The following is a 15,241-nucleotide window of genomic DNA, read 5'->3' as shown; positions in this document are numbered from 1 at the left end:
GGAACGATCAGTCGCACCACACGCGGGCGTTGCGGAACATGCGCATCCACGGCGAATCCTCACCCCAGTTTTCCGGATGCCAGCTCAATTGCACACTGCGGAACACGCGCTCCGGATGCGGCATCAGGATGGTCACGCGGCCATCGGCGGCGGTGAAGCCGGCCAGGCCGCCGGGCGAGCCGTTGGTGTTGAGCGGGAAGTTCTCGGTGGGCTTGCCGCGGTTGTCGACGAAGCGCACCGCGCCGTGCGACTTGGACGGGCTGCATACCTGCGGAAAACTGACCCGGCCCTCGCCGTGCGCCACCGCCACCGGAATCCGCGAGCCAGTCATGCCCTTGAAGAACAGGCTGGGCGAATCGAGGATTTCCAGCGTGGCCACGCGCGATTCGTACTGCTCCGACGCGTTGCGCAGGAACTTCGGCCAGTGCTGCGCGCCGGGAATGATTTCCTTCAGCTGCGACAGCATCTGGCAGCCGTTGCACACGCCCAGCGCGAACTTCGTCTCGTCGGCGAAGAACGCGGTGAACTGCTCGCGCAAGTCGTCGTTGTAGAGGATCGAAGTGGCCCAGCCGCGGCCCGCGCCAAGCACGTCGCCGTAGGAGAACCCGCCGCACGCCGCGAAACCGCGGAAGTCGGCCAGCTTCACGCGGCCGCTGGCGAGATCCGACATGTGCACGTCCACCGCGTCGAAGCCGGCGCGGGTGAACGCCGCGGCCATCTCCACCTGGCCGTTGACGCCCTGCTCGCGCAGTATCGCGATGCGCGGCCGCTGGCCCTTGGCGATGAGCGCGGCGGCAACGTCCTGCGTCGGGTCGAACGTGAGCTTTGGCGAGATGCCCGGGTCGGCATCGTCCAGCCGCCATTCCAGCTCGGCGTCGGCGCTGAGCGGGTTGTCGCGCAGGCGCTGCATGGCGTGGCTGGTTTCGTTCCAGGCCGCGTACAGCGTGCTCCAGTTCCACTTGAACAAGGTGTCGCTGCCGTTGAACAGCTTGATGCCCAGCTTTTCTTTTGGACGTCCAATCCGGTGGCTGCAACCGGCGAGGTCGTATTTCACCAGCAGGCTCTCGAACGCCTCGCGGTTGGCATCCGCCACCTGCAACACGGCGCCCAGTTCCTCGTTGAACAGCGCGCGCATGGCCGCTTCGGCCCAGCCGTCCAGATGGATTTCCAGGCCGCAATGGCCGGCGAAGGCCATCTCCAGCAAGGTGACGATGACGCCGCCGTCGGAGCGGTCGTGATAGGCCAGTAACAGGCCGTTGGCATTCGCCTCCTGCACCAGTTCGAACAGCGCGCGCAGCCGCTTCGCGTCATCGAGATCCGGCGGCACGCCGCCGCCGCGGTTGAATACCTGGGTCAGCGCGGAGCCGCCCAGGCGGTCGCGGCCGGCGCCCAGATCGACCAGCCACAGGGACGAGTGGCCGCGATCGAGCTTCAGTTGCGGGGTCAGCGTGCGGCGCACGTCGCCCACGCGGGCGAAGCCGGTGATCACCAGCGACACCGGCGACACCGTGCGCTGTGGCGTGCCACCGTCCTGCCACACCGTCTGCATCGACAGCGAGTCCTTGCCGACGGGGATGGAAATATCGAGTTCGGGGCACAGCTCCATGCCCACCGCGTGCACCGCATCGAACAACGCGGCGTCCTCGCCCGGATGGTTGACCGCGGCCATCCAGTTGGCCGACAGCCGGATCTCGCCGAGTGAGGCGATCGGTGCGGCGGCCAGGTTGGTGATCGCCTCGCCCACCGCCAGCCGCGCCGCATCGGCGCTGCTGAGCAAGGCCACCGGCGCGCGTTCGGCCATCGCCATCGCCTCGCCCGCGTAACCGTCGAAATCGGCGATGGTCACCGCGCAATCGGCGACCGGCACCTGCCACGGGCCGACCATCGGGTCGCGCGCATTGAGGCCGCCCACGGTGCGGTCGCCGATGGTGATCAGGAAGCTCTTGCTGCCCACGCCGGGCAACCGCAGCACGCGCAGCAGCGCCTCGTCCATGCCGATGCCGGTGAGGTCGGGCACCAGGTCCACGCGCGGCTTGATGCGGGTGGCGTCGCGATGCATGCGCGGCGGCTTGCCAAACAGCACGTCCATCGGCAGGTCGATCACGGTCAGCTCGCGGCGCGGATCGGTCAGCACCAGTTGGCGTTCGGCGGTGGCGTCGCCCACGACGGCATACGGGCAACGCTCGCGCACGCACATGGCTTCGAATTGGGCCAGATTTTCCGGCGCGATGGCCAGCACGTAGCGTTCCTGCGACTCGTTGCTCCACACCTGCATCGGCGACAGCGAAGGATCGTCGCAGGGGATTTTCGACAGGTCGATCACGCCGCCCACGTCGGCGTCGTTGAGCAATTCCGGGATGGCGTTGGACAGGCCGCCCGCGCCCACGTCATGCACGCTGACGATGGGGTTGGCCTCGCCCAGCGCGCAGCAGGCGTCGATCACTTCCTGGCAGCGCCGTTCCATTTCGGGGTTGTCGCGTTGCACCGAGGCGAAGTCCAGCTCCGCGCTGGACGCGCCGCCGGCCACCGACGAGGCAGCACCGCCGCCCAGGCCGATCAGCATCGCCGGGCCGCCCAGCACGATCACCTTGTTGCCCGGCTGCACCGGATGCTTCAGCACGTGGCCCGCGCGCAGGTTGGCCAGACCGCCGGCCAGCATGATCGGCTTGTCGTAGCCGCGGCGCAGGCCGGCTTCGCCGGTCTCGTGCTCGTAGCTGCGGAAATAGCCGCCCAGGCAGGGGCGGCCGAATTCGTTGTTGAACGCGGCCGCGCCCAGCGGGCCGTCGCGCATGATCTCGAACGCGCTGGCCATCCGCGGCGGCAGCGGGCGCTCCACTTCCCACGGTTGCGGGTGGCCAGGAATGCGCAGGTCGGAAACCGAGAAACCGGTGAGACCGGCCTTTGGCTTGCCGCCGCGACCGGTGGCGCCTTCGTCGCGGATCTCGCCGCCCGCGCCAGTGGCCGCGCCGGGCCAGGGCGCGATCGCGGTGGGGTGGTTGTGCGTTTCCACCTTGATCGCGAAGTCGATGCGCTCCTCGATGCCGCGCCACACGCCATCATCCGGGTCGGTGAAGAAGCGCTTGCCGTTGCTGCCCTCGATCACCGCCGCGTTGTCCGAATACGCAGACAGCGTATACGCCGGCGAGCGCTGGTGGGTGTGCTTGATCATGCCGAACAGGGTCTTGTCCTGCGCCTCGCCATCCACCGTCCAGCTGGCGTTGAACACCTTGTGCCGGCAGTGCTCGGAGTTGGCCTGGGCGAACATGAAAAGTTCGGCGTCGGTGGGGTCGCGGCCCAACTCGGCGTAACGGTCGGCCAGGTAGTCGATCTCGTCGTCGGCCAGCGCCAGGCCCAGCCGCTTGTTGGCCTCGGCCAGCGCGCCGCGCGCGTCATCGCCCAGCGCGATGTATTGCAGATCGCCCGGCGCGCCACCCAGGAACAGGCTGTGTGCGTCTTCGATACGGCTCAACACCGATTGCGTCATCGCATCGTGCAGCAGCGCCATCACCGCTTCGTGGGCAGGCGTGCCGGCGTCCGGCAGGCCGGCCATGCGCCACGCCATGCCACGCTCCACCCGCCGCACGTCGGCGCCGAAACCGGCACCATGCAGGATGTCGGTGGCCTTGCTCGACCACGGCGAAATCGTGCCCAGTCGCGGCACCACCCACAGCGTGGCCGGCTCCGGCGCGGCATCCTTCGCTTCCAGCACGGCCAGCAACCGCTGGCGCAGCACGCCTTCGGGCGCGGCATCGGCGTCGATGAAATAGACAAACCACGACGCCTGCACGCGCACACCGTGATGCAGGGCATCCAGGCGGGCGTTGAGGCGTTCGAGGCGGAACGGCGAGAGGGCGCTCTGCCCGTCGAGTGCGATCATGCGGGGAACGGCGCTATGCGAGGGGAAACGCCCATTCTAACCGACCTGCCCGCCCGAGGTCTGCTGATGGGGCATCCTGCGGCAGAAACCCGGCATTACCTGTAGGAGCGGCTTCAGCCGCGACCGGCCTGTGCGGGGAGGCGGGTCGCGGCTGAAGCCGCTCCTACAGAACAGCCAGCTCAGCTGCCTTTCTGCAGCGCGATCAGCATTTGCTCGGGGGTCACATAACCGCCCAGCGTGCGGCCGTCAGGCGCGACGATGGTGGGCGTGCCGCTGACGCCCAGTTTCATGCCTAGGTCGAACTGGTCCGCCACCGGGTTGGTGCAGGTGGCCGCGGCCGGCGCCTTGCCTGCGATGGCGGCGCTGAAGGCCGCCTTGCGATCGGCCGCGCACCAGATCGACGCCATTTCGCTATAGGTCGCGGTGGGTTTGCCCGAGGTGCTGGCGACACCTTCACGCGGCCAGGCCAGGTATTCCACCGCGATGCCGGCCTTGTTGAAGGCGGCGATGTGCTCATGCAGCGCGCGACAATAGCCACAGTTGATATCGGTGAACACGGTGACGGTGTATTTCGGGTTCGCCGGCGCGAACACGATGCGCTGCGAGGCGGGCACCTTGGCCAGTTCCGCCTTGCGGAAGCGGGCCCACGCCGCGTTGCTCACGTTCTTCTTCTGCGTCAGGTCGATCAGGTCGCCGTTGAGCAGGTAGCGACCGTCGCTGCTGAGGTACATCAGCTGGCCCGAGGCGATCACCTGATAGAAGCCCGGCAGCGCCGCCGGCTCCACCGCATCCACCTGCACGCCGGGCGCCAGCGTTTTGAGCGCGTTCCGCACCATGGTGTTGACGGCGGGAGTGACCTTCAGGGGAGCCGGCTCGACCGCACTCGCAGCACCCATCGCTGTCGCGCTGGCGAGCATTGCGCTGGCGACCATCAGGCCGGCGCACGTCGCCAGCAGCCATTTCTTCGACATCACGACCTCGTTCGATCCGGCTTGGCCGGGCATGACAGGCGATTCTCGCATAGTCCGCTGAACCGGCCTGATCCACATCAACTCGATCCGCGCACGATCATCCGCGCGGGTGGTGCTGCGCGTGCAGCCGCTTCAGGCCTTCCTTCGCCACCAGGGTGTAGATCTGGGTGGTGCTGAGCGAGCTGTGGCCCAGCAGCATCTGCAGCGCACGCAGGTCGGCACCATGGTTGAGCAGGTGGGTGGCGAACGAATGGCGCAGCACATGCGGCGATATGCGCTTCGGGTTGATGCCCACCTGCACCGCATAGCGCTTCACCAGCAACCAGAACATCTGACGCGTCATGCCGCTGCCGCGCTGGCTGAGGAACAGTGCCGGCGGCTGGCGGGCGCCGGCCAGTTGCGGGCGTGCGTCGGCCAGATAGTTGCCGAGGTGCTCCAGCGCCACCTCGCCCACCGGCACCAGCCGATCCTTGCCGCCCTTGCCGGTAACCCGCAGCACACCCTGGCGCGCGTTGAACCCGGCCAGCGGCAGCTCGACCAGCTCCGACACGCGCAGGCCGCAGGCGTACATCAGTTCCAGCATGGCGCGGTCGCGCAGGCCCAGGGTGCTGCCGGAATCGGGCGCGGCCAGCAGGCTTTCGATCTCGCGCTCGGCCAGCGCCTTGGGCAGGCTGCGCGGCAGGCGCGGCCGCTCGATCAGGGCGGTGGGGTCGACGAACGAGGGCTCGTCGCGGGCGATGGCCGCGTAATAGCGGCGAAACGTGGATTGCCGCCGCGCCATCGAACGGATCGCCCCCGCGCAGGCCGCGTGGTAGGCGGAAATATCCTCGCGCCGCGCCGTGCGCAACTGCCGCCCGCGCCCGGCCAGCCACGCGGCCAGCGCCTGCAGGTCGCGGCGATACGCTTCCAGCGTACGATCCGCCAGGCCGTCCTCCGACCATAGCCGTTCGAGAAACGCGGCAATGCCCGCGCGGTCGGCTTCGGCGATACTGGCCGGGTTTTCTTCCTTCGTCATGCGCTCGATGCTGGCCATTGCGCGCGCAACACGCAAGCGATCCACACTGATGTCCAGCACCTTTCCCACCGCCCCGCCCTGCCCGCTGTGGCGCCGATTGACGGCGCTGGTGTACGACCTGCTGATCGTGCTGGCGATCATGATGGTGGCGAACATGCTGGGCCTGCTGGTCACCGGCGGCCGCCTGCTGGACGAGCAGCAGCACCTGCGTGCCTGGTGGTTTCCGTTGTTCGAGGCGGCCTGCGTGGGCGGGTATTTCGTGGCGTCGTGGCGGCGCGGTGGGCAAACCATCGGCATGCGACCGTGGCGCATCCGCCTGACCACCGCCGCTGGCGACACGCCCTCGTGGCCGCAATCGCTGATTCGCCTGGGTGTCGCCGCCGCACCGTGGTTTTTGCTGGGCCTCACCCACTGGGTCGGACTTCGACTGGCGCTGTGGGCCGTGCTGGTGGCGTGGGTCGTCTGGTACATACCGGCATTGATCGATCCGCGCCGCCGCGCCGTGCACGATATCGTTGCCGGCACCGAAATCCGTTCACCACCCTGATTCCCACCGTCGCCCCGCCCGCGCAGGACCCCAACCGCCCATGCCAAGCCCCGCACGCGACAGCCGCAGCAACGATGACCTCATTCGTGCCAACCGCGGCTTCTATGAATCGCTGTGGGCCGACGCGCATCTGATGGAACCGCAACGCTTCAACACCTGGCCACTGGTGCGCGAACTGGTCGCCGCCGCGCCGCGCCGGCTGGAGGTAGCCCCGGGCCTGCGCCCGCGCCTGCCGCTGGAAGACACCTGTTTCATCGACCTCAGCCACGCCGCCCTGCGCCAGTTGCGTGCGCGCGGCGCGAATGCCGCCCACGGCATGATCGGGGCGCTGCCCTGCGCCAATGCCAGCTTCGACCTGGTGTGCGCGCTGGACATCCTGGAACACGTGGCCGACGACGAAGGCGCGCTGCGCGAACTGGCACGCGTGGCCGCGCCCGGCGCCACAGTGCTGCTTTCGGTGCCGTTGCACCAGCACGCGTGGACGGCGTTCGACGAATTCGTGGGCCATTGCCGCCGCTACGAGCCGGACCGGATCATGACGCTGCTGGCGCAGCACGGCTTCACCATCGAGCAGAGCGCCGTGTACGGCATGCAACCCAAATCCTCGCGCCTGCTGGAACTGGGCCAGTGGTTTCTGGTGCACCGGCGCCAGCGCGCGATGTGGTGGTACAACCGCGTGTTCATGCCGCTGGGCGTGCGCTTCCAGAAGCCGCTGCAATGGCGCGACGGCATGGGCGACACCGAGGGCGTGGATGAGCTGCTGCTGCGCTGCCGTTTCTCGCCAAGTGATTGATTAGGCAGGCCACCGCCGCTTTTGCGGCGACGCAACACCCGGCGCTCAAAAGGGCTAAGATGGCGCCTTTCGTCGCAGGCACACCCGCCCCATGCTTTATCAAATCCACGAATGGCAACGCTCGTTTCTCGGCCCGTTGAGCTACTTCGCGCAGGCCAACGCGCGCATGCTCAATGACCATGCCAGCCCGCTGTCGCAATGGCCGGGCGTGCAGCGGATGGCGGCGGGTTTCGAGCTGATCCACCGGCTGGGCAAGGATTACGAGAAGCCGGAATTCGGCATCCACAGCGCGCTGGCGCACGAGCACGAGATCGCGGTGATCGAACGCGTGGCGCTGGACAAGCCGTTTTGCCAGCTGAAGCGCTTCAAGCGTTTCAGCGACGACCCGGCCACCATCGAGAAAATGAAGGCCGACCCGGTGGTGCTGGTCGTCGCGCCGCTGTCCGGCCATCACGCCACGCTGCTGCGCGACACCGTGCGCACGCTGCTGCGCGAGCACAAGGTCTACATCACCGACTGGGTCGACGCGCGCATGGTGCCCGCCGAAGCCGGCACCTTCGGGCTCGACGATTACGTGGCGTATATCGAGGAGTTCATCCGCCATATCGGCGCGCGCGAGCTGCACGTGATCTCGGTGTGCCAGCCCACCGTGCCGGTGCTGGCAGCGGTGTCTCTGATGGCCGCGCGCGGTGAGCACACCCCGCTCAGCCTCACCATGATGGGCGGCCCGATCGACCCCCGCCGCAGCCCCACCGGCGTCAACAACCTGGCCACCACGCAGCCGCTGTCGTGGTTCAAGAACAATGTGGTGCAGACCGTGCCGCCGAACTATCCCGGCCACGGCCGCGAGGTCTACCCGGGCTTCCTGCAGCACGCCGGCTTCATCGCGATGAACCCCAGCCGGCACCTCAGCTCGCACTGGGACTACTACCAGAACCTGCTGCGCGGCGATCAGGAAGACGCTGCCTCGCACCGCAAGTTCTACGACGAATACAACGCCGTGCTGGACATGCCGGCCGCGTTCTACCTGGACACCATTGCCACCGTCTTCCAGCAGTTCCTGCTGCCGCGCGGCCTGTGGGATGTGGCCGGCGAACGGGTGAATCCCGCCGCGATCACGAAGAGCGCGCTGCTCACCGTGGAAGGCGAGCTGGACGACATCTCCGGCCTGGGCCAGACCCAGGCGGCACACGACCTGTGCAGCGGCATTCCCGCGAAACGCCGCGCGCACAAGGTGATCGAGGGCGCCGGCCACTACGGCATCTTCAGCGGCCGGCGCTGGCGCGAGAAGGTGTATCCGCAGGTGCGCGACTTCATCCGCAAGTTCGACCGCGCGATGAAGTAAGCCAGTTACGCGGTGACACCACGAACGACAAAGGCCGGCAAGTTGCCGGCCTTTGTCGTTTTTGCATGCCTGGTGCCCCCGAGACGATTCGAACGTCCGACCTGCCCCTTAGGAGGGGGCCGCTCTATCCAGCTGAGCTACGAGGGCGAACGGCAATTTTCGCATGGATTCGCCGGGGCGCGAAGAACGCCAGCGAGAGGCTCGGTAAATGACCACCTGCTAGAATGGTTTCTTTTTAAACCATTCAATGGAGACGCTCATGTCCCATGCGATCCTGAAGTCGCTCGGCCTCGACCAGACCTTGTCCGGCACCTACCTGGGCCAGGGCGAATGGTCGGCCACGACCGACGCCGGCACGCTGCAGCCCACCAACCCGGCCACCGGTGAAGTGATCGCCAGCGTGCCCGCCACCAGCGCGGCCGATTACGAAAAGCTGATCGCGCGTGCCCAGGCCGCGTTCAAGATCTGGCGCACCACGCCCGCGCCGCAGCGCGGCGAAGCGGTGCGCCTGTGCGGTGAGGCGTTGCGCAAGCACAAGGACGCGCTGGGTTCGCTGGTGGCGCTAGAGATGGGCAAGATCAAGCCCGAGGGCGATGGCGAAGTGCAGGAGATGATCGACATCGCGGACTTCGCCGTGGGCCAGAGCCGCATGCTTTACGGCTACACCATGCATTCGGAGCGCCCCGGCCACCGCATGTACGACCAGTACCATCCACTGGGCCTGGTCGGCATCATCAGCGCGTTCAACTTCCCCGTCGCGGTGTGGGCGTGGAATGCGATGCTGGCGACCATCGCCGGCGACATCTGCATCTGGAAGCCGTCGCCGAAGACACCGCTGTCGGCGATCGCCACGATCAGGATCTGCAACGAGGCGCTGAAGGACGGCGGCTTCCCGGACCTGTTCTTCCTGTTCAACGATGCCGGCAGCGAGTTGGCGCAGAAGTTCGTGGATGACAAGCGCATCCCGCTGATCAGCTTCACCGGTTCCACCAAGGTCGGCCGCATGGTCGGCGAGCGCGTGGCCAAGCGCATGGGCCGTTCGCTGCTGGAGCTGGGCGGCAACAACGCCATCATCCTGGACGAGAGCGCCGAGCTGAAGCTGGCGATCCCCGCGATCGTGTTCGGCGCGGTGGGCACCGCCGGCCAGCGCTGCACCAGCACCCGCCGGCTGTTCGTGCACGAGTCGATCCACGACACCGTGGTCGACACGCTGGTCAAGGCGTACAGCCAGGTCGAAGGCAAGATCGGCGATCCCACGCTGGCCACCACCCTGATGGGCCCGCTCAACAGCCCGGACGCGGTACAGGCGTATCTGGCGGCGATCGAGAAGGCCAAGGCGGCGGGCGGCAACGTGCGCAGCGGCGGCAAGGCGCTCACGGATCGCAAGGGTAACTTCGTGCTGCCCACGATCATCACCGGGCTGAAGAATGACGATGAGGTGGTGCAGACTGAAACGTTCGCGCCGATCCTCTACGTGATGCCGTTCAAGACGCTGGACGAGGCGATCGAGCTGCAGAACAGCGTGCCGCAAGGTTTGTCCGCGGCGATCTTCACGCAGAACCTGAAAGCGGCCGAGCAGTACCTGTCGGCGGCCGGCTCCGATTGCGGCATCGCCAACGTCAACATCGGCACCAGCGGCGCGGAAATCGGCGGCGCGTTCGGCGGCGAGAAGGACACCGGCGGCGGGCGCGAGTCGGGTTCGGACGCGTGGAAGGTCTACATGCGCCGCCAGACCAACACCATCAACTATTCGGACGCGCTGCCGCTGGCGCAGGGCATCAAGTTCGAGTTCTGACGCAGGCGACCTGGCCGCGGCACCCGCCGCGGCCGGCGCCACGCGAGACCGCGTTGTATCCCACAAGAGTGCGCGATCGATGAGCTACCAACCGTCCCACCGCCCCGCCACAAACAGCACGCTGGCGATCGTGAGCCTGATCTTCGGCATCCTGGCGTGGTGCGTGTTGCCGTTCGTGGGAGCCCTGGTGGCGATCGTCTGCGGGCACATGGCGCGCGGACATCCGCCGCGCCAGCGTGGACGCCCCGATCGAAGGCGATGGCCTGGCCATCGCGGGCCTGGTGCTGGGCTACGTGCAAGTGCTGTCCGGCGTGGCGGTGGTCGTCTTCATCCTCGCCATGCTCTTCACCGGCCTGGGCTGGATGACCTGGTAGCGGCCACGGCATCGGCTGCGCAGATATTGAACGGCTGACCGACCGGCCAGGAGCGGGGCGGTAGAAACCAAGGGAGCGAGGCGAAGCGCTTTTGTGTCGGGTTTTTCGATCGTTTGAGGAAGATAGCCGTAGCTATCTGACGAGAAGGAGCGGAAAACCCGGCCAAAAGCGCAAAGCCGCAGCCCCTCGCGTTTCTGCCGCCCCCGCTCCCGAGCGCGATAAACTGGCGCGACGACTCCCGCACTTCGCGGACAACCGGTTCGACACATGTACGACTACCTGCGCCCGCTGCTGTTCAAGCTGGATGCCGAAACCGCGCATCGCGCCACCTTGTATGCCCTGGGCGTGGCCCAGCGCAGCAACCTCGCGCAGTGGATCACCAAGCCGCCGGCCGACCTGCCGACCACCGCGTTCGGCATCAGTTTCCCCAACCCGGTCGGCCTGGCCGCGGGGCTGGACAAGAACGCCGAGCATCTGGATGCGCTGAACACCCTGGGTTTCGGTTTCATCGAGGTGGGCACGGTGACGCCGCGGCCGCAGTCGGGCAATGAAAAACCGCGCATGTTCCGGCTGCCGCGGCACGAGGCGATCATCAACCGCATGGGCTTCAACAACGAGGGCGTCGATGCGCTGGTGCGCAACGTCCGCGCATCGAGCTACCACGGCGTGCTCGGCATCAACATCGGCAAGAACAAGGACACGCCGAACGAGAAAGCCGCCAGCGATTACCTGTTCTGCCTCACCCGCGTGTACGAGCACGCCAGCTACATCACCATCAATATCTCCTCGCCCAACACGCAAGGCCTGCGCGACCTTCAGCAGGAGGCCACGCTGCGGCGCTTCATCTCGGTATTGCGCGAGGCGCAGGAGCGCCTGGGCGCCCAGCACGGCCAGCGCAAACCGATGCTGCTGAAGATCGCGCCCGACCTGAACGAGGCCGAGCAGGACGCCGTGGCCGAGGTGCTGCTGCACACCGGCATCGACGGCGTGATCTGCGGCAATACCACCATCGACCACAGCGCCGTCGCCGACGATCCGCACGGCGACGAGGCGGGCGGGCTTTCCGGCAAGCCGCTGTTCGCGCACTCCACCGCTGTGCTGGCCGGCATGCACAAGCGCCTGCAGGGGCGCATTCCGCTGATCGGCGTGGGTGGCATCCTGGATGGCAGTGACGCGGCCGAGAAGCTCGACGCCGGCGCCTCGCTGGTGCAGCTGTATTCGGGGCTGATCTATCGTGGGCCAGCGCTGGTCAACGAATGTGTGGACGAAATCCGCCGCCAGCGCGGGGCCGCGCATGTCGAGTGAATACGAGCGCATGCCAGCGGAGCGGATTGATATGGGCGGCTACACGCTGATCGAAAACGCCCCGTTGGCCAACCGCAACACCTTGCGCGTCGATGCACGGGCCCGGCTGCTGGCCGAGATCCACGACGCCAGCAAGCTGCCCGAGCTGCTCGACTTCCCCGCCGTGCGCAACGGTCGCCTGCTGGTGTTGGGCGAAGGCAGCAACATGCTGTTCACCGGCGACTTCGACGGCACCGTGCTGGCCATGGCCACCCGCGGCGTGCAGGTGGAAAGCGACGGCGACAGTGCCCGTATCGCCGTGGCGGCCGGCGAACGCTGGGACGACTTCGTGCGCTGGACCCTGGGCCAGGGCTACGCCGGACTGGAAAACCTGATCCTTATCCCCGGCACCGTGGGCGCCGCACCGATCCAGAACATCGGCGCCTACGGCTGCGAAGTGGCCGAATTCGTCGAAAGCGTGGAAGCATGGGACACCCGCGAGCGCGGCGTGGTCACGCTGGATCACGCCACCTGCGCCTTCGGCTACCGCGACTCGCTGTTCAAGCACGAACCCGGCCGCTACATCGTCACCGCCGTGCGCTTCCTGCTGCCGCGCAACCGCCCGCTGCGCACCGACTACGCCGGCATCGACGAACAACTGGCGCGCATGGGCGTGGACAAGCCCGCACCGTTCCACGTCGCCGAAGCCGTCGTGCACCTGCGCACCAAAAAACTGCCCGACCCCGCCGTGATCGGCAACGCCGGCAGCTTCTTCAAGAACCCCATCGTTGACGCCACCGCCGCCGCCACCTTGAAACGCAACCACCCCGACCTGCCCGCCTGGCCGATGGCCGACGGTCGCTGCAAACTCTCCGCCGCCTGGATGATCGAGCAATGCGGGTTCAAGGGCCTGCGCGAAGGCGATGCCGGCATCTCCAACCGCCATGCGCTGGTTCTGGTAAACCACGGCCACGCCACCGGCCCGCAGTTGTGGGCATTGGCGCAGCAGGTGATGGATGGCGTGCGCGGGAAGTTCGAGGTGCAACTGGAACCCGAGCCGATCGTCATCGGGTCCTGAGTCCCCGTAGAAGCGCGCTCCGCGCGCGATGCTTTACTCTTCCTCTGTCCTGTGGGAGCGACTTCAGCCGCGACGCTTTGCTCTTGGATGTGACTTCAGAGCGAGAGCTTCGGGGCTGCGCGAAAACCGGAAAAGCGTCGCGACTGAAGTCGCTCCTACAAATACCCAAAGCAACAGCAAGAGCATCGCGCACGACCGAAGGAAGCCCCTTGTGGACATACACGGAAGCGGCAGGAACGAGGGGCATCTATCGCAAACGACCGGCGCGAAAACCAGCCTGATCGCGAAGACTCACACCACCCGCGCAAACCATGCGCCGTAACCCGGCAAACGCAACCCATCGCCATGCACCGCACCGGTCAATAACCCGTGGCCTTCCAAGGCGTGCAACGCACCCAAGGCAGGCAACGACACATCGACCGCCGCGCCGCCGAGGTTGAATATCACCAGCACGGTCTCGCCAGCGACGCGGCGTGTGAATGCCAGCACCGGTTCGGGCATGTCGATGAAGCTGATTTCGCCCACGCACAACGCCGGTTGCGCCTTGCGCCAGTGCATGAAAGTGCGGAAGCCGTTGAGTACCGAATGCGGATCGTGTTCCTGCCGCGCGACAGCGAGTTCGCGATGTTCCTGCGGCACCGGCAGCCACGGCGTGCCGGCGCTGAAGCCGCCGCTGGTTTCGTCGCTCCAAGGCATAGGCGTGCGGCAACCGTCGCGGCCTTTGAACTGCGGCCAGAACGCGATGCCGTAGGGGTCCTGCAACGCCTCGTAGGGCACGTCGACTTCGGTGAGGCCGAGCTCCTCGCCCTGGTATATGCATACCGAGCCACGCAGCGAACACAGCACCGCCGTGAACAGGTTGGCCAATGACGTCGATGCGTGCCCCCGGCCCCAGCGCGTGATCACCCGCTCCACGTCGTGGTTGGAAATGGCCCAGCACGGCCAGCCCTGGTCCATCTGCGCTTCCAGCGCCTGCACCGTGTCGCGGATGTAGGTTGCGCTGAAATCGTCGGTGAGCAGCTCGAAGCTGTAGCCCATGTGCAGGCGGCCGGGGCGGGTGTATTCAGCCATCGTGGCCAGCGAATCCTCCGACGAAATTTCGCCCAGCGCGGCCACATCCGTATAGCCGTCCATAAGTGCGCGGAGATCGCCGAGGAATTTCAGGTTCTCCGGCTGGGTGTTGTTGTAATGGTGGTACTGGAAGGCGTACGGGTTGTCCGGGCTGAAGCCGCGGCCCACGCGCTTTTCCTTCGGCTTGGGCGGGTTGTCGCGCAGTGCGCGGTCGTGGAAGCAGAAGTTGATGGAGTCCAGCCGGAAGCCGTCCACGCCCTTGTCGAGCCAGAAGCGCAGGTTGGCCAGCACCGCCGCGCATACATCGGGGTTGTGGAAGTTGAGATCCGGTTGCGAGGCCAGGAAGTTGTGCAGGTAGTACTGCCCGCGGCGCGGCTCCCATTGCCAGGCCGAACCGCCGAACAGCGACAGCCAGTTGTTCGGCGCGCTGCCATCGTCCTTCGCGTCCGCCCACACGTACCAGTCCGACTTGGGATTGTCGCGGCTCTCGCGGCTTTCCTTGAACCAGGCATGCTCGTTCGAGGTATGGCTGAGCACCTGGTCGATCATCACCTTCAGCCCCAGCGCATGCGCCTTCGCCAGCAAGGTGTCGAAATCGGCCAGGGTGCCAAACAGCGGGTCGACGTCGCACGGGTCGGCAATGTCGTAGCCGAAATCGGTCATCGGCGAACGGAAGAACGGCGCGATCCAGATCGCGTCCACGCCCAGGCTGGCCACGTAATCGAGCTTGCTGATGATGCCGGGGAGATCGCCCACGCCATCGCCATCGGTGTCCATGAAACTGCGTGGATAAATCTGATAGATGGCGGCTCCGCGCCACCAGGATGCCTCACTCATTCCGCATGTCCCCTTGTTCTTGTGCCGCGGCGCCGACGGATTCGGATCGGCTCGACTGCATGACATGGGGGCAGCTTAATGGCAGCGGACGACGCTCAATACGAGCGTGCATACGTATTCATTTGCGGCATGTAACGCGTCGCAACACGACGACAAAACGCTCCGGAACATGCCCTGCTTCATCGACGAAAACAGCTGGAAAATAGTGGTATTTCACACATGAACATACGTCATCGACCCCTGCCGTGTTAGCG

Annotated in this window: 10 protein-coding genes, 1 tRNA gene and 1 pseudogene; 7 read left to right on the top strand and 5 right to left on the bottom strand. The window is 66.6% G+C overall.

Annotated features, from left to right (window positions below; translation table 11 throughout):
* Positions 1–7 precede the first annotated feature (7 nt).
* The 3 genes from purL to xerD all read right to left on the bottom strand — a co-directional run bounded on the left by purL (position 8) and on the right by xerD (position 5,863).
* Positions 8–3,877: a phosphoribosylformylglycinamidine synthase gene (gene purL, locus ACFPK0_RS04860; RefSeq protein WP_377338798.1), complete on the bottom strand. Its 3,870-nt coding sequence runs from the start codon at positions 3,875–3,877 to the stop codon at positions 8–10.
* A gap of 179 nt (positions 3,878–4,056) precedes the next feature.
* Positions 4,057–4,848, bottom strand: a complete 792-nt coding sequence (locus ACFPK0_RS04855; RefSeq protein WP_056607379.1) for a DsbC family protein — start codon at positions 4,846–4,848, stop codon at positions 4,057–4,059.
* A 97-nt stretch (positions 4,849–4,945) separates the two neighbouring features.
* Positions 4,946–5,863: a site-specific tyrosine recombinase XerD gene (gene xerD, locus ACFPK0_RS04850; protein WP_377338795.1), complete on the bottom strand. Its 918-nt coding sequence runs from the start codon at positions 5,861–5,863 to the stop codon at positions 4,946–4,948.
* Between the two features lie 49 nt (positions 5,864–5,912).
* Here xerD and ACFPK0_RS04845 point away from each other — a divergent pair, with 49 nt between their 5' ends.
* The 3 genes from ACFPK0_RS04845 to ACFPK0_RS04835 all read left to right on the top strand — a co-directional run bounded on the left by ACFPK0_RS04845 (position 5,913) and on the right by ACFPK0_RS04835 (position 8,548).
* Positions 5,913–6,410, top strand: a complete 498-nt coding sequence (locus ACFPK0_RS04845; protein WP_056083957.1) for an RDD family protein — start codon at positions 5,913–5,915, stop codon at positions 6,408–6,410.
* 40 nt (positions 6,411–6,450) lie between these two features.
* Complete coding sequence (locus ACFPK0_RS04840; RefSeq protein ID WP_377338792.1) at positions 6,451–7,203, top strand: class I SAM-dependent methyltransferase; 753 nt, start codon at positions 6,451–6,453, stop codon at positions 7,201–7,203.
* 91 nt (positions 7,204–7,294) lie between these two features.
* Positions 7,295–8,548: a polyhydroxyalkanoate depolymerase gene (locus ACFPK0_RS04835; protein WP_377338790.1), complete on the top strand. Its 1,254-nt coding sequence runs from the start codon at positions 7,295–7,297 to the stop codon at positions 8,546–8,548.
* A 70-nt stretch (positions 8,549–8,618) separates the two neighbouring features.
* Here the strand turns inward: ACFPK0_RS04835 and ACFPK0_RS04830 are convergent.
* Positions 8,619–8,695 (bottom strand) — tRNA-Arg (locus tag ACFPK0_RS04830).
* A gap of 112 nt (positions 8,696–8,807) precedes the next feature.
* On the opposite strand from ACFPK0_RS04830, the gene amaB reads away from it, so the two are divergent.
* From amaB to murB, 4 genes and pseudogenes are all read left to right on the top strand, one after another.
* The gene (amaB, locus tag ACFPK0_RS04825) at positions 8,808–10,343 is read left to right on the top strand and encodes an L-piperidine-6-carboxylate dehydrogenase (protein ID WP_377338788.1); all 1,536 of its coding nucleotides are present in this window, start codon (positions 8,808–8,810) and stop codon (positions 10,341–10,343) included.
* 79 nt (positions 10,344–10,422) lie between these two features.
* Positions 10,423–10,717: pseudogene (locus ACFPK0_RS04820) on the top strand (DUF4190 domain-containing protein).
* 267 nt (positions 10,718–10,984) lie between these two features.
* Entirely contained in the window at positions 10,985–12,022 is a 1,038-nt protein-coding gene (locus ACFPK0_RS04815) for a quinone-dependent dihydroorotate dehydrogenase (RefSeq protein WP_377338785.1), read from the top strand.
* 31 nt (positions 12,023–12,053) lie between these two features.
* A complete protein-coding gene (gene murB, locus ACFPK0_RS04810) occupies positions 12,054–13,079 on the top strand; it encodes a UDP-N-acetylmuramate dehydrogenase (RefSeq protein WP_377340258.1) in 1,026 nt (341 codons plus the stop codon).
* 291 nt (positions 13,080–13,370) lie between these two features.
* Here the strand turns inward: murB and ACFPK0_RS04805 are convergent, their stop codons facing one another.
* Positions 13,371–14,987 (bottom strand): alpha-glucosidase family protein, encoded by a 1,617-nt coding sequence (locus ACFPK0_RS04805; protein ID WP_056081312.1) that lies wholly within the window; start codon positions 14,985–14,987, stop codon positions 13,371–13,373.
* Positions 14,988–15,241: the final 254 nt, after the last annotated feature.

This window comes from Rhodanobacter ginsenosidimutans, assembly GCF_042655685.1.
Lineage (GTDB): Bacteria > Pseudomonadota > Gammaproteobacteria > Xanthomonadales > Rhodanobacteraceae > Rhodanobacter > Rhodanobacter ginsenosidimutans.
Note: the sequence above shows the minus strand (reverse complement) of the source record. Positions and strands in the feature narration are given on the sequence as shown.

Coding starts and splice junctions, on each gene's coding strand:
- ACFPK0_RS04840 (WP_377338792.1), top strand. CDS start 6,451: ATGCCAAGCCCCGCACGCGACAGCCGCAGCAACGATGACCTCATTCGT.
- ACFPK0_RS04835 (WP_377338790.1), top strand. CDS start 7,295: ATGCTTTATCAAATCCACGAATGGCAACGCTCGTTTCTCGGCCCGTTG.
- ACFPK0_RS04845 (WP_056083957.1), top strand. CDS start 5,913: ATGTCCAGCACCTTTCCCACCGCCCCGCCCTGCCCGCTGTGGCGCCGA.
- amaB (WP_377338788.1), top strand. CDS start 8,808: ATGTCCCATGCGATCCTGAAGTCGCTCGGCCTCGACCAGACCTTGTCC.
- xerD (WP_377338795.1), bottom strand. CDS start 5,863: ATGACGAAGGAAGAAAACCCGGCCAGTATCGCCGAAGCCGACCGCGCG.
- purL (WP_377338798.1), bottom strand. CDS start 3,877: ATGATCGCACTCGACGGGCAGAGCGCCCTCTCGCCGTTCCGCCTCGAA.
- murB (WP_377340258.1), top strand. CDS start 12,054: ATGGGCGGCTACACGCTGATCGAAAACGCCCCGTTGGCCAACCGCAAC.
- ACFPK0_RS04805 (WP_056081312.1), bottom strand. CDS start 14,987: ATGAGTGAGGCATCCTGGTGGCGCGGAGCCGCCATCTATCAGATTTAT.
- ACFPK0_RS04815 (WP_377338785.1), top strand. CDS start 10,985: ATGTACGACTACCTGCGCCCGCTGCTGTTCAAGCTGGATGCCGAAACC.
- ACFPK0_RS04855 (WP_056607379.1), bottom strand. CDS start 4,848: ATGTCGAAGAAATGGCTGCTGGCGACGTGCGCCGGCCTGATGGTCGCC.